At 61.3% G+C, this 14,399-nt stretch carries 9 protein-coding genes and 2 tRNA genes; 5 read left to right on the top strand and 6 right to left on the bottom strand.

Going from position 1 to position 14,399, the window contains the following annotated elements; translation table 11 throughout:
* Nucleotides 1-112: 112 nt before the first annotated feature.
* From DW49_RS0107305 to DW49_RS0107295, 3 genes are read right to left on the bottom strand one after another with little or no spacing between them, the layout of a single operon-like run.
* On the bottom strand, nt 113-1,501 hold the full coding sequence (locus tag DW49_RS0107305; RefSeq protein ID WP_005617195.1) for an efflux transporter outer membrane subunit: 1,389 nt from the start codon (nt 1,499-1,501) through the stop codon (nt 113-115).
* Nucleotides 1,502-1,508: 7 nt separating this feature from the next.
* The gene (locus DW49_RS0107300) at nt 1,509-3,482 is read right to left on the bottom strand and encodes a MacB family efflux pump subunit (protein ID WP_024420939.1); all 1,974 of its coding nucleotides are present in this window, start codon (nt 3,480-3,482) and stop codon (nt 1,509-1,511) included.
* Complete coding sequence (locus DW49_RS0107295) at nt 3,483-4,655, bottom strand: efflux RND transporter periplasmic adaptor subunit (RefSeq protein WP_005617199.1); 1,173 nt, start codon at nt 4,653-4,655, stop codon at nt 3,483-3,485.
* Nucleotides 4,656-4,847: 192 nt separating this feature from the next.
* Between DW49_RS0107295 and pvdQ the strand changes: the two genes are divergently transcribed.
* On the top strand, nt 4,848-7,169 hold the full coding sequence (gene pvdQ / locus DW49_RS0107290) for a bifunctional acylase PvdQ (RefSeq protein WP_005617200.1): 2,322 nt from the start codon (nt 4,848-4,850) through the stop codon (nt 7,167-7,169).
* Nucleotides 7,170-7,238: 69 nt separating this feature from the next.
* On the opposite strand, the gene DW49_RS0107285 is transcribed toward pvdQ, so the two are convergent.
* Nucleotides 7,239-7,556: a hypothetical protein gene (locus tag DW49_RS0107285; RefSeq protein WP_005617203.1), complete on the bottom strand. Its 318-nt coding sequence runs from the start codon at nt 7,554-7,556 to the stop codon at nt 7,239-7,241.
* A 213-nt stretch (nt 7,557-7,769) separates the two neighbouring features.
* Nucleotides 7,770-8,966, bottom strand: a complete 1,197-nt coding sequence (locus DW49_RS0107280) for an amino acid aminotransferase (protein WP_005617204.1) — start codon at nt 8,964-8,966, stop codon at nt 7,770-7,772.
* A gap of 377 nt (nt 8,967-9,343) precedes the next feature.
* On the opposite strand from DW49_RS0107280, the gene uvrB reads away from it, so the two are divergent.
* From uvrB to DW49_RS0107260, 4 genes are all read left to right on the top strand, one after another.
* Nucleotides 9,344-11,359 (top strand): excinuclease ABC subunit UvrB, encoded by a 2,016-nt coding sequence (gene uvrB / locus DW49_RS0107275; RefSeq protein ID WP_005617206.1) that lies wholly within the window; start codon nt 9,344-9,346, stop codon nt 11,357-11,359.
* A 364-nt stretch (nt 11,360-11,723) separates the two neighbouring features.
* On the top strand, nt 11,724-13,205 hold the full coding sequence (gltX, locus tag DW49_RS0107270; RefSeq protein WP_005617207.1) for a glutamate--tRNA ligase: 1,482 nt from the start codon (nt 11,724-11,726) through the stop codon (nt 13,203-13,205).
* A gap of 149 nt (nt 13,206-13,354) precedes the next feature.
* Nucleotides 13,355-13,430 (top strand) — tRNA-Ala (locus tag DW49_RS0107265).
* Nucleotides 13,431-13,519: 89 nt separating this feature from the next.
* Nucleotides 13,520-13,595, top strand: a tRNA-Glu gene (locus DW49_RS0107260).
* Nucleotides 13,596-13,901: 306 nt separating this feature from the next.
* Here the strand turns inward: DW49_RS0107260 and DW49_RS0107255 are convergent.
* The coding region (locus DW49_RS0107255; RefSeq protein WP_024421171.1) for a recombinase family protein at nt 13,902-14,399 on the bottom strand (498 nt) is incomplete at its 5' end.

Below are 14,399 nucleotides of genomic sequence, written 5' to 3'. Positions count from 1 at the left end.
GTTCCGTGCGCTCCAGTGGAATGCAGCTCTCGACGCTCTGCGTCGCAAGAGGACGCGGAGCGTCCAGAACGGCATGCCGACGCAGAGCGTCGCACGATAGTGGATCGTGCGCTCAGCGCACCTGCCAACCCCCGCCCAGCGCTTTATACAGCGCAATGCTCGCCTGCACCCTTGCCAGCCGTAACTGCACGCTCACATCCTGGGCCAGGTACAGCGTGCGTTGGGTTTCCAGCACGGTCAGTAAGTCCTCGGCGCCGGCTTCGTAGCGGCTCTGGGCGATGCGGAAGGCGGTTTGCGCCTGCGTAAGCTCTTCTTCGTGCCAGTAGCGTTGCTGGTCAAGGCCGCTGATGCTGTTCAGGGCTTTTTCGACGTCAGCGAAGCTGTTGATGATCGCGCCGCGGTAGGTTTCCAGCAGCTCTTGCTGGCGCGCCGTGGCCTTGTCGCGCTCGGCCCCCAAGCGCCCATTATTGAAGATCGGCCCGACCAGCCCGGCCGCCAGGCTGCTGAACGGTGCGCGCAGCCAGTCTTCGGCGCGGGTCGCTTCGGTGCCCAGCCTGGCGCTCAGCGTCAGTTTCGGCAGCATCGCCACGCGGGCCACGGTGACGTTGGCCTGCGCCGCCGCCAGTTCGGCCTCGGCCTTGGCCAGATCAGGACGGCGGGTCAGCAGGTCGCTGGGCACGCCAGCGCCGATGTCCGGCCAGTTCACGGTGTCGAAGGCCTGATCGCTCAGTGTGAGGCTCTGTACTGGCTGGCCGAGCAGTGCGGCGAGGGTGATCAGCTGTTCGTTGGCCAATTGCTGAATGCGCGGCAGTTCGCGCTGCTGGGTGGCGACCAGGGTTTTCTGCTGTGCCAGCTCCAGTGCAGTGGCCGAGCCTGAATCAAAACGGGTCTGCACCAGCTTCAAAACGCTCTGCGCATTGGCCAGGTTGAGCCCGGCGATCCGGCCTTGCTCGCGTGCTGCCAGGGTTTGCGCATAGCGGTCGGCAACGTTGCTGAGCAGGGTCAGTTCCACGGTCGCCTGATCGAACTCGCTGGCGCGCAGGCCTTGCACGGCGCTGTCGCGTCCGGCCGCGATGCCACCCCAGAAATCCACTTCGTAGCTGGCGGTCAGGTCGCTGGTGAAGTTGTTGGTGTTGTTGTCGTCGGACGGGTTGGCCTTGCGGTCGCTGTTGCGCACGAATTTGTTGCGTTCGCCGCGCAGGTCAAAGGCCAGTTCCGGCAGCAACGGCGCGCCGCCGATGATGGCAGTCGCCTGGGCCTGACGCACCCGCGCCATCGCCGCAGCCACTTCATGGCTGTCGCGGCTGGCTTGGGCGATCAAACGGTTCAGCTCCGGGCTGCCGAAGCGTTGCCACCATTGGGTATCGTTACGCTGGCTGGCAGCGCGCTTGGCAAATGCCCAGCTCGCGGGTGGCTGGACGCCGCTGTCCAGACGCGGGGCAGGCGTATTGCAAGCGCTCAGCAACAGGCAGACGGTCAGCAGGGAAAGGCATGGCTTCATCGAATGGTCATTCACTGGTAAGGGCCGCCACCGGGTCAAGCCGGGCGGCTTTGCGGGCAGGCATGAAACCGAAAATCACGCCGGTGACCAGCGCGCAGGCAAAGGCACCGATCACCGCAGACAGGGTGAAGGCCACCGCCACCTGGCTCGCCAGCAAGGCCGCGCCCATCGCCAGCGCCAGCACGATACCGGCCAGCCCGCCGACCACCGAGAGCATCACTGCCTCGGTGAGGAACTGGCGCAGAATGTCGCGCTGACGCGCCCCGGTAGCCATGCGAATGCCGATCTCGCGGGTGCGTTCACGCACGGTCATGAGCATGATGTTCATCACTCCGATGCCGCCGACCAGCAGCGAGATGGCGGCAATCGAGCCGAGCATCAGTGACAGGGTGTTCTGGGTGCGCGCTTCGGCCTGGATCATCGCGGCGTTGTTGGTCAGCTCGTAATCCTGCTTGCCGTTGTGCAGGCGTTGCAGCAGGGTGCGAATCGCCGCCTCGGCCTGCTTGACGTTGTTGGCATCGCGGGTGGCGATGGTGATGTACTCAGGGTCCTGCGAGCCGAACAGGCGGATGCTGGCCGACGAATACGGAATGGCGATGCGGTTGTCGCTGTCCAGATCGCCCGAGGTCGCGCCTTTTTCCTGGAGCACGCCGACCACTTGAAACGGCACGTTCTCGATGAGGATGTATTGGCCGATAGGGTCGATGCGATCGCCGAACAGCTTCTGCCGGACTTTGTAACCAATCACGGCCACGGCGGCCGCGCTTTGCTCGTCGGCCTCGCTGAAATAACTGCCTTCGGCCACCGGCCAGTTGAAAATCGCCGGAAAGTGCGTGTCGTTGCCGCCCACATAGCTTGAATGATCGACATTGCCGAAGCGCACCCCGGCCTGTCCGCCATTGACCGGCATGATCATTTTTACTTCGGGCAACTCGCCCAGCGCGGCGACTTCTTCCAGGGTGATGACGCCTTTGGGGGCGCGCGGGTTGGGTGCCTTGCCGTTGAGGTAGATGATGTTGGAGCCAAACGAAGACATCTGCGCCATGACCTGGCGTTTGCTGCCTTCGCCGACCGCCAGCATGACCACCACCGACGCGACGCCGATAACGATGCCCAGCAACGTCAGCGCAGTCCGGAAGCGGTTGACCCACATGACCCGCCACGCCGCCTGAACGGCGTCGAGCAGCTCGCCTTTCCAGGCCCCGCGACTGCCGCTGCCTTCGCTCAGGCGCTTGCGCAGATCGACGGCCTGTAGCGCGGCCGGGTTGGCGGAGGGCTGCAGGTCGCAAGCATCCCGAGCGGTATCGCTGATCACCAGACCGTCGCTGATCTCGATGACCCGATTGGCGCGGGCGGCGACTTCCCGATCGTGGGTGATCAGAATCACCACATGGCCCTGGCTGGCCAGTTCGTCCAGCAGGGTCATGACCTCGGCACCGCTGTGGCTGTCCAGCGCGCCGGTCGGTTCGTCGGCAAGAATGATGTGCCCGCCATTCATCAAGGCGCGGGCGATGGACACCCGTTGCTGCTGGCCACCGGAGAGCTGATGCGGACGGTTGCCAGTGCGTGACGCCAGGCCCAGGCGGTCGAGCAGGGCAGCCGCCCGGGCGTGGCGTTGTGCAGCGGGCGTACCGGCGTAGATGGCCGGCATCTCGACGTTTTCCTGCGCCGAGCCGGACGGGATCAGGTGGTAGCCCTGAAACACGAAACCAAACGCTTCGCGACGCAGCCAGGCCAGTTCGTCGCTGCCCAGTTCGGCGACGTTTTCCCCGGCGAACAGGTATTCGCCCGAGGTCGGGCGGTCCAGGCAGCCGAGGATGTTCATCAGCGTCGATTTACCGGAGCCGGACGCGCCGACAATCGCCACGAACTCGCCGGCATGAATCGACAGGTCGATGCCGCGCAGCACGTTGACCAGCGGGCTGTCGCCACCGCCGTAGGATTTGCGGATGGCGCGCAGGTCGATCAGCGGCGTTTGCATTCAGCCTCCGCTGCCGACAGGAGCCTGCACCAGTAGGCGATCACCTTCGCTGAGCCCGTCGATAACCTGCACGCGCAGACGGTCACTGATCCCGGTGCGTACCTGACGATTCTGTACCTCGCCATTGGCGGCCAGCACCTGCGCGGTCTGAACATCGGCTTGCGCGCTGTTTTGCAGGGCTGCGAGCGGGGCGGTGAGGGTGTTTTCAGCTTTGCCGGCGACGAAGAAGATCTGTGCGGTCATTTCTGCCATCAGCGCCTGGTCGCTGTTATCAACGTCCAGCAGCACGGTGTACAGCACCACCCGGCCACCGCCGCTTTTGCGCGAACTGCTCGGGCTGCCGCCGCCCTGATTGGCCTGGTCCAGCGGTCTGGGCGGCACGGGCAGAATCTGCCTTACGGTGCTGCTCCAGCGCCGGTTGCCGCCACTGAGCGTGGTGAAATAAGCCGTCATGCCCGGTTTGACGTGGCCGATATCGGCTTCCGAAACTTCGGCCCAGACGGTCATCGGTGACAAGCGGGCGATGCGCAGAATCAGCGGCGTCTGCTGTTGCGCGTTCAGCGTCTGACCTTCGCGGGCATCCAGCGCGACCACCGTGCCGCTCATGGGCGCAAAGATGCGCGTGTAACCCAGCGCCGCTTCGTCACTGCGCAGCGCGGCCTGGGCTTCGAGGATTTGCGCCTTGAACATGTCGACCCGTGCCTGGGTGGCACGAAATTCCGATTGTGCCGCCTGCACATCTTCGGCGCGTGTGGCACCGCCTGCGGCAAGGCTTTTCTGCCGTTGTTGCTTTTGCTCGGCCAGCTCGTGCAACGCGCGCTGTTCCTGAAGCTGGGCCTTGAGGTTGTCGATGGCGTAGCGCGCGGCGTCGAGTTTGGCTTTTTGCGTCGACGGGTCGATTTCCACCAGCAAATCGCCTTCCTTGACCTGATCACCCACCTGCGCATGAATCTTCATGATCTGCCCGCTGGCCTGCGAGCCGACGTCCACGTAACTGCGCGGTTGCAGCGTGCCCAGCGCGGTCACGCTGTTTTCGATGGTGCCGCGGGTCACCGTCACGGTCGAGGCATGGCCCTTGGCGTCGGGCAGGACCTGCCAGGCACACAAGGCAATGACCGGGAACAGGCACAGCGCCACCAGAAGGGCGCGTCGAGGGTGTCGAGAGCGTTTCATGAAGAGTCCTGCGTGGGGAGGTCAGCCGGTCGCCAGGCGACGGCCACGAGAGCTGCCCTTTAAACGAGGAACAGCGACGGGAATTTAGCACCGACAATTGGTTGTAAGACCCGGCTAAAAATCTGCGTCCGTACTTCGTTTAACGGGGGCGGCTAATTCGGGTCGTCTTGTCGAGTTGGAGTCAGCGTGATTATGTCCAGAGCACTGCCCTGTTTTTTGTTTGCAGGCCTTTCGGTGGCGGTGGTTTTGCCTGCGCAGGCGCTGGTTGCGCATGAACAAAAGGCCGCTGGCGCCGAGATCCGGCGCACCGGTTTTGGCGTGCCGCACATCGTCGCGGACGACGAACGAGGCCTGGGTTACGGCATCGGTTACGCCTATGCGCAGGACAACCTGTGCCTGTTGGCCAATGAAATCGTCACCGTCAACGGCGAGCGCTCGCGCTATTTCGGGCCGGACAAGGCGACCCTTGAACAGCGCAATAACATGGCCAGCGACCTGTTGTTTCAGTGGCTCAACACCCCGCGAGCGCTGGCGGATTTCTGGAAGGCCCAGCCAGCCGAGATTCGCCAATTGATGCAGGGTTATGTCGCCGGTTACAACCGTTCGCTGGCCGAGCAGACCACCCAAGGCCTGCCGCAACCCTGCGCGGCCGACTGGGTGCGCCCGATCAGCACTGACGATCTGGTGCGCCTGACGCGCCGTTTGCTGGTCGAGGGCGGAGTGGGGCAGTTCACTGAAGCCTTTGCCGGCGCTAAACCGCCTTCTGCGCAAAAGCCATTGCAGGTCGATAGCCAGCAAGTTCAGGCGCTGCAACTGGCCACCGCGCGCAACGAGCGCTTTGCGCTGGAGCGTGGCAGCAATGCAGTGGCGGTGGGGCGTGACTTGTCCGCCAACGGGCGCGGCATGCTGCTGGCCAATCCGCACTTTCCGTGGGGCGGCGGTATGCGGTTCTATCAGATGCACCTGACCATCCCCGGCAAGCTGGACGTCATGGGCGCTGCGCTGCCGGGCCTGCCGCTGATCAACATCGGCTTCAACCGGCATCTGGCCTGGAGCCACACCGTCGATACATCGAAACACTTCACGTTGCACCGCTTGCAACTCGATCCGAAAGACTCGACCCGTTACCTGCTGGATGGCAAATCGGTCGCGATGGATAAACAGCAGGTCAGCGTCGAGGTGAAGCAGCCGGACGGTACGCTCAAGGCTGTGCCGCGCATCATTTATTCATCGAAATTCGGCCCGGTGGTGCAGTGGCCGGGCAAGCTGGACTGGGATGAAAAGTTTGCCTTCAGCCTGCGCGATGCTAACCTGAAAAACGATCGGGTGCTGCAGCAGTGGTATGCGATGGACAAGGCTGACAGCCTCAAGGCGTTTCAGGATTCGGTGCACAGGATTCAGGGTATTCCGTGGGGCAACACCCTGGCAGTCGATGCCAAGGGGCAGGCGCTGTACATGAATATTTCGGTGGTGCCGAATGTTGACGCCGTGAAGCTCGCCAAGTGCAGTGACCCGCGTATCGGCACTGAACTGATCGTGCTCGACGGCTCGCGCAGTGAATGCAACTGGGATGTGTCTCCCGAGGCTGCGCAAGCGGGTATTTATCCGTCCTCGCGCCAGCCGCAACTGCTGCGGACCGATTTCGTGCAGCACTCCAATGACTCGGCCTGGATGGTCAATCCGGCTGCGCCGCTGAAGGACTTTTCACCGCTGATCAGCCAGGACGGTCAGCCGCTGGGCCAGCGGGCGCGTTTTGCACTGGATCGGCTGAGCAGCCTGGAGAAGACGGGCAAGGTCAGCGTCGAGAACCTGCAAGCGATGGTCATGGACAACGAGGTGTATCACGCCGGGCAAGTGCTGCCGGACCTGCTGAAATTCTGCGCCTCGGAGCTGGGTGACGATGCCGCGCGTCTGGCACCTTTGTGTACCGCCCTGAAAGCCTGGGACGGTCGCGCTGACCTGAACAGCGGCATCGGGTTTATGTACTTCCAGCGCATCGTGACGTCCATGCAGGCCGTTGCCTCTCGCTGGCGCGTGGTATTCGACCCGCAGAACCCGGTCCATACGCCCAGCGGGCTGGCCATTGAATACCCGGAAGTCGCCACCGCGCTGCGCGCTGCCATGCTTGCGGCGGTCGATGAGGTGGCCAAGGCCGGTCTCTCTGCCGAGACCCGATGGGGCGATATTCAGGTTTCCAGCATCAGCGGCAAACCGATCCCGATTCACGGTGGCCCGGCCGGGCTGGGCATCTATAACGCCATGCAGACGGTCGCTGGCAAAGACGGCAAACGCGAAGTGGTCAGCGGCACCAGTTACTTGCAGGTGGTGACGTTTGATGAGCATGGCCCGAAAGCGCAGGGTTTGCTGGCGTTTTCCGAGTCGAGCAACCCGCAGTCGGCCCATTCCCGGGACCAGACAGAGGCGTTCTCGAAAAAACAATGGAGCACGCTGCCGTTCACCGAGCAGCAGATAAAAGCTGATCCGGCGTATCAGGTGCAGGTGATCAAGGAGTAGGGCAGGCTGTAAAGTGAATGGCAGCGCGTTTGGGCCACTTGGCCCAAATGCGATGTTCTGTTGGTTCATTCAGCCCGCATTGGTGTCGATATCAGCGTCAATGCCTTGAGTGGGCTGATGATTGCGCTGGTCTTCCTTTTTTTCCTGCGGCTCATAGTCAGGCACGTAAGCGCTGCCGTTGGACTGCTGGCTTTGATTCTGACTTTGCGACTGGCTTTGGCTGGGGGCAGGGGTCTGGCCTTGCGTCTGGCCGTCACCTTTTTCAGTCTCCGGCTCTACGTCCGAAACCTGCGGCTCGATGGCCGGATCATTGCGGTCCGGGCCCTGATCCGCTGGCGTGTGCTGGCCGGGTGGCTGTTTTTTCTGACGTTGGGGTTCGATGGACATGACTACCTCGATAGCTGATTCAGAAAAGGGTCTGACAGGGTTTCGAGGGGTAGCACTGGGGATCGTTCGATTCAGTTGCTGAGTGGTGGTGAGGACGGGGTTTTGCGGGTGATGCTGTTGCAGAGGCGATGTTCGCGAAGGTGACCGTACAGTTGCATGAGATGCATTGACTGAAATATAGCCTTCGCGAACACAGAGATACATGCAGCGCGGTTAGAGCACCTTCTTGATCGCGTCGCAGACCGCGTCAATATTCTTCTCGTTCAGCGCTGCCACGCAGATGCGGCCGGTGTCCAGGGCGTAGATGCCGAATTCACTGCGCAGGCGCTGGGCCTGGGCGGCGGTCAGGCCGGAGTAGGAGAACATGCCGCACTGACGGCCGACGAAGCTGAAGTCCTGACCGGCCGGGTTATCGGCCAGACGCTCGACCATCGCCTTGCGCATGCCCTGAATGCGCACGCGCATTTCGCCGAGTTCTTCTTCCCACATGGCGCGCAATGCCGGGTCGTTGAGGACGGCAGCGGAAATGATCGCGCCGTGGGTGGGCGGGTTGGAGTAGTTGGTGCGGATCACGCGCTTGACCTGCGACAGGACGCGAGCGGTTTCTTCTTTCGATTCAGTGATGATCGACAGCGCACCGACGCGCTCGCCGTACAGCGACAGCGATTTGGAGAACGAACTGGAGGCGAAGAAGGTCAGGCCCGACTCGGCGAACAGGCGCACCGCCAGTGCATCTTCCTGAATACCTTGGCCGAAGCCTTGATACGCCATGTCCAGAAACGGTACGTGGCCCTTGGCCTTGACCACTTCCAGCACTTTTTTCCAGTCGTCCAGGCTCAGATCGACGCCAGTCGGGTTGTGGCAGCAGGCGTGCAGGACCACCACCGAGTTGTTCGGCCGGTTGTGCAGGTCTTCGAGCATGCCGGCGCGGTTCACGTCGTGAGTGGCGGCATCGTAGTAGCGATAGTTCTGCACCGGGAAACCGGCGGTTTCGAACAGCGCGCGGTGGTTTTCCCAGCTCGGGTCGCTGATGGCCACAACCGCGTTGGGCAGCAGTTGCTTGAGGAAGTCGGCACCGATCTTCAAGGCACCTGTGCCGCCGACCGATTGAGTGGTCAGCACTCGGCCCGAAGCGATCAATGGCGAATCGGCACCCAGCAGCAGCTTCTGCACAGCCTGGTCGTAAGCGGCAATGCCGTCGATCGGCAGATAGCCGCGCGGTGCATGCTGGGCCACACGGGTTTTTTCGGCTTCAGCCACTGCGCGCAGCAGAGGAATGCGCCCGTCTTCATCACAGTAGACGCCCACGCCAAGGTTGACCTTGGTGGTACGGGTGTCGGCGTTGAATGCTTCGTTGATACCCAGGATCGGATCGCGGGGTGCCATTTCGACAGCGGAGAACAGGCTCATTGTGCGGCGGCTCTTGATGAAGAGTGAGAAGGGGCTACACGCTGCGGCTCAATGCGCCGAAGCGGTGCGCAAACAGGGGCTAGTATAGAGAGCATCCCCCCGTCGGGCGACAGGGCGGGGCGGGTTTTTTGTAGGTTTTTGTGCATATTTGCAGAACGTTCGTCCCGTTCAAACCTCAATGCTTTAGGTGCGTGACTTGAAAGGCCAGTATATGGCTCCATCTAGTAAGCATCATTTCAAAACATCGTACGCACTTTCCCTGCGGGATCGGGCGTTGGCGATGATTTCGTCATGGCCTGTCCAGTCAGGTGCAGGCGAGCCCTTTGCGCGGTCCTGTCGCGTACGAATCAAGTCCGGTATGAATCAAGAGGTCATTTATGTCCGAGTTCCAGCTCGTTACCCGTTTTGAGCCAGCCGGTGATCAGCCCGAGGCCATTCGCCAACTGGTCGAAGGGATCGACGCGGGGCTCGCGCATCAGACCTTGCTGGGTGTAACCGGCTCGGGCAAGACGTTCAGCATTGCCAACGTCATTTCCCAGATCAAGCGTCCAACGCTGGTGCTGGCGCCGAACAAGACCCTGGCGGCGCAGCTGTATGGCGAGTTCAAGGCGTTCTTCCCCAATAACGCCGTGGAGTATTTCGTCTCTTACTACGATTACTACCAGCCTGAAGCCTATGTGCCGTCGTCGGACACCTTCATCGAGAAGGATGCGTCGATCAACGACCACATCGAACAGATGCGGCTGTCTGCGACCAAGGCGCTGCTGGAGCGCAAGGACGCGATTATCGTTACAACCGTGTCGTGCATCTATGGTCTGGGCAGTCCGGAAACCTACCTGCGCATGGTGCTGCACGTTGACCGTGGCGACAAACTCGACCAGCGCGCCTTGCTGCGCCGTCTCGCGGACCTGCAATACACCCGCAATGACATGGACTTTGCCCGCGCGACCTTCAGGGTGCGTGGCGATGTCATCGACATCTACCCGGCCGAATCCGATCTTGAAGCGATCCGTATCGAGCTGTTCGATGACGAGGTCGAAAGTCTATCGGCGTTCGATCCGCTGACCGGCGAGGTGATCCGCAAACTGCCGCGCTTCACCTTTTACCCGAAGAGCCACTACGTCACGCCACGCGAAACGCTGGTCGAGGCGATGGAAGGAATCAAGGTCGAGCTGCAAGAGCGGCTGGAATACCTGCGCAGCCAGAACAAGCTGGTGGAAGCCCAGCGTCTGGAGCAGCGCACCCGCTTCGATCTGGAAATGATGCTGGAGCTGGGTTACTGCAACGGTATCGAAAACTACTCGCGCTACCTGTCGGGCCGTCCGTCCGGTGCGCCGCCGCCGACCTTGTTCGACTACCTGCCGGCTGACGCCTTGCTGGTCATCGACGAGTCCCACGTCAGCGTGCCGCAGGTCGGCGCGATGTACAAAGGCGACCGTTCACGCAAGGAAACCCTGGTCGAGTATGGTTTTCGTCTGCCATCGGCGCTGGACAACCGGCCCATGCGCTTCGACGAGTGGGAAGCGATCAGCCCGCAGACCATCTTTGTTTCGGCCACGCCGGGCAACTATGAAGCGGAGCATGCAGGCCGTATTGTCGAGCAGGTGGTGCGCCCGACCGGTCTGGTGGACCCGCAGATCGAGATCCGCCCGGCGCTGACTCAGGTTGATGACCTCTTGTCGGAAATTCACAAGCGTGCGGCGCTGGAGGAGCGGGTGCTGGTCACCACGCTGACCAAGCGCATGTCCGAGGACCTGACCGATTACCTGAGCGACCACGGCGTGCGGGTGCGTTATTTGCACTCGGACATTGACACGGTCGAGCGCGTCGAGATCATTCGCGATTTGCGATTGGGTACGTTTGACGTGTTGGTGGGCATCAACCTGCTGCGCGAAGGCCTGGACATGCCGGAAGTGTCGCTGGTGGCGATTCTCGATGCCGACAAGGAAGGCTTCCTGCGTTCCGACCGCTCGCTGATCCAGACCATCGGCCGGGCAGCGCGTAACCTCAATGGCCGGGCGATCCTGTACGCCGACCGCATCACCGGATCGATGGAACGCGCCATCGGCGAGACCGAGCGACGTCGCGAGAAACAGATCGCCTTCAACCTGGAACACGGCATCACCCCAAAAGGTGTGTTCAAGGACGTTGCCGACATTATGGAAGGTGCCACGGTGCCCGGCTCGCGCAGCAAGAAGCGCAAGGGCATGGCCAAGGCCGCCGAAGAAAACGCTCGCTACGAAAACGAACTGCGCTCGCCGAGCGAGATCAACAAGCGCATTCGTCAACTGGAAGAAAAAATGTATCAGTTGGCCCGCGACCTGGAATTCGAGGCCGCCGCGCAGATGCGCGACGAGATTGGCAAATTACGTGAGCGGTTGCTGGCGGTTTGATCCGCTGATGGTTATCACACCGAGTGCTCGGCGTGATACACGAGGGCTGATATGTCGGAGAGCGGGCTTTTGCGCGGAGGGCTGTGGGCGCTTCAGAAGGTTACGACGGCTGCGATGGGCAGCACAGCGGCCCTGAAACAGCTCACCTTGGCTGATCTGACATATCGAGCTGGCCGGTTTTGCTGCCGGTTCCCGGCAGTTCGCGGACAAGTCCGCTCCTACATTCCGGAAGATCGCGGACCCTTGTGGGAGTGGACTTGTCCACGAAGACGTTCTATGGAAACGATCACATTACCCAGGCTGGAGCCTTATGCCCCCGGCCTGTTAACATCCCGTGCTTGATCGACCTATTTCGGGATTTTCCATGACCACCGTTCGTACCCGCATCGCGCCATCGCCCACCGGCGACCCACACGTCGGCACGGCCTACATCGCGCTGTTCAACTACTGCTTTGCCAAACAGCATGGCGGCGAGTTCATTCTGCGCATTGAAGACACCGATCAGTTGCGCTCGACCCGCGAGTCCGAACAACAGATTTTCGACGCACTGCGCTGGCTGGGCATCGAATGGAGCGAAGGTCCTGACGTCGGCGGCCCACACGGTCCGTATCGGCAAAGCGAACGGGGCGATATCTACCAGAAATATGCGCAGCAACTGGTCGAACTGGGCCATGCCTTCCCATGTTTCTGCACCGCCGAAGAACTCGACGAGATGCGCGCCGAGCAACAGGCCAAGGGCGAAACCCCGCGTTACGACGGTCGGGCCTTGCTGCTCTCCAAAGAGGAAGTCCAGCGCCGTCTTGATGCCGGCGAGCCGCACGTGATCCGCATGAAAGTGCCGACCGAAGGCGTCTGCGTGGTGCCGGATATGCTGCGTGGCGAAGTCGAAATCCCGTGGGACCGCATGGACATGCAGGTCCTGATGAAGACCGACGGGCTGCCGACCTACTTCCTGGCCAACGTGGTCGATGACCACCTGATGGGCATCACCCATGTACTGCGTGGCGAAGAATGGCTGCCATCGGCGCCGAAACTGATCCTGCTTTACGAGTATTTTGGCTGGGACAAGCCGCAGCTGTGCTACATGCCGCTGCTGCGTAACCCGGACAAGAGCAAACTGTCCAAGCGCAAGAACCCGACCTCGGTGACCTTCTACGAGCGCATGGGCTTCATGCCTGAAGCGATGCTCAACTACCTGGGCCGCATGGGCTGGTCAATGCCTGACGAGCGCGAGAAGTTCTCGCTGCAGGAAATGGTTGACCACTTCGACCTGTCGCGTGTCTCGCTGGGCGGGCCGATCTTCGATATCGAGAAGCTCTCCTGGCTCAACGGCCAGTGGCTGCGTGAATTGCCGGTCGAGGAATTTGCCTCGCGTCTGCAGACCTGGGCGCTGAACCCCGAGTACATGATGAAGATCGCGCCGCATGTGCAGGGCAGGGTAGAGACCTTCAGCCAGGTTGCGCCGCTGGCGGGCTTCTTCTTCGCGGGCGGCGTCACGCCTGATGTGAAGCTGTTCGAGCACAAGAAGCTGTCGCCGGGTCAGGTGCGTCAGGTCATGCAGTTGATCCTGTGGAAGCTCGAATCGCTGCGTCAGTGGGAGAAGGAGCGGATCATGGGCAGCATCCAGGCCGTCGTCGAGCACCTCGAGCTCAAGTTGCGTGACGCCATGCCACTGATGTTTGCAGCGATCACCGGTCAGGCCAACTCGGTCTCGGTGACCGATGCGATGGAAATCCTCGGGCCGGACCTGACCCGCTTCCGCCTGCGTCAGGCACTCGATTTGCTGGGCGGCGTTTCGAAGAAAGAAAACAAGGAATGGGAAAAGCTGCTGGGTGCCATTGCCTGAGGAACATGCCCGCACGTCTGAATCGCCCCCGGTTTTCCGGGGGTTGAAGGGTAAGTGGTTGTATTACCGACAAAAAACTTTGGAAATTGTAAAAAATAAATTTGACAGCTCAACGACTCACGCTTAACATGCGCCCCGTCCACTGATGTGGGGCTTTAGCTCAGCTGGGAGAGCGCCTGCATGGCATGCAGGAGGTCAGCGGTTCGATCCCGCTAAGCTCCACCAAATTTAGCGTTTCAGAGCGCAGCTATACTGTTCTGATTCGATGTGAAACAAACGGATCCAGCGACCGTTTGCTTTTACGAGAAGGTTTTGTCCCCTTCGTCTAGTGGCCTAGGACACCGCCCTTTCACGGCGGTAACAGGGGTTCGAGTCCCCTAGGGGACGCCACGATTTCCCGCTCTGCGGGACCAAGGGTCATTCGATTATTGAATGACCCTTTTGTTTTTCTGAGCCTGAAAGCCCCGGTTTATAAGGCTTCAAGCCACCTCTGGACCGCTCGTCGGCAACGTGCGTCCGTACCGTGTGTCACACTCAGAACAGCTAGAAATTCCCTCCTTTGACCTGAACTGAACATTGCTTGCGAGCGGTGCACAGGGGTTCGAGCGTTCCCCAGCATTTACAGGAATTGCTCTTGCCCGTCCGGTCGCTCTCGTTGTTTCAGGCGGTGCACAGGGGTAGGGGTTACGGGCGCGCTCACACGACCTGGATAACCTCCAGCGCGTGCTTGATAGAGCATGCTCGCTTGACCGATGCCGGACTGATCCCGAAGTGCTCGGCAGTCTGGGCAATGCTGGCGGTGTGTTCCCGTCTCCAAGCCGCCACCTCCGCATCCAGTATGGTCTTCGTACGGCCCAGTGCTCGCCCCTCGGACTTGGCGCGTTCAATCCCGGCCATCTGTCTTGCCTTGATATTGGAGCGCTCAAGCTCTGCAACCGCTGCAAGCATCGTCAACATGGCCTTACCCATAGGCGTGCTCAGGTCGAACCCCTCACGCTTGCTAATGATGCTCACGCCCTTTGATTGCAGCGCTTCCACTGTGCTCAGCACGTCCAAGGTGTCACGTCCAAGCCGGTCCACAGCGCTCACTACCAGCGTGTCACCCTTGCGGACATACGCTACCAGTGCAGCAAACCCCGGACGCTCTAACGCCTTCACAGCACCCGATACACCTGCATCCTCATACCATTCATT

Source organism: Pseudomonas avellanae BPIC 631, from assembly GCF_000444135.1.
GTDB classification, from domain to species: Bacteria; Pseudomonadota; Gammaproteobacteria; order Pseudomonadales; family Pseudomonadaceae; genus Aquipseudomonas; species Aquipseudomonas avellanae.
Note: the sequence above shows the minus strand (reverse complement) of the source record. Positions and strands in the feature narration are given on the sequence as shown.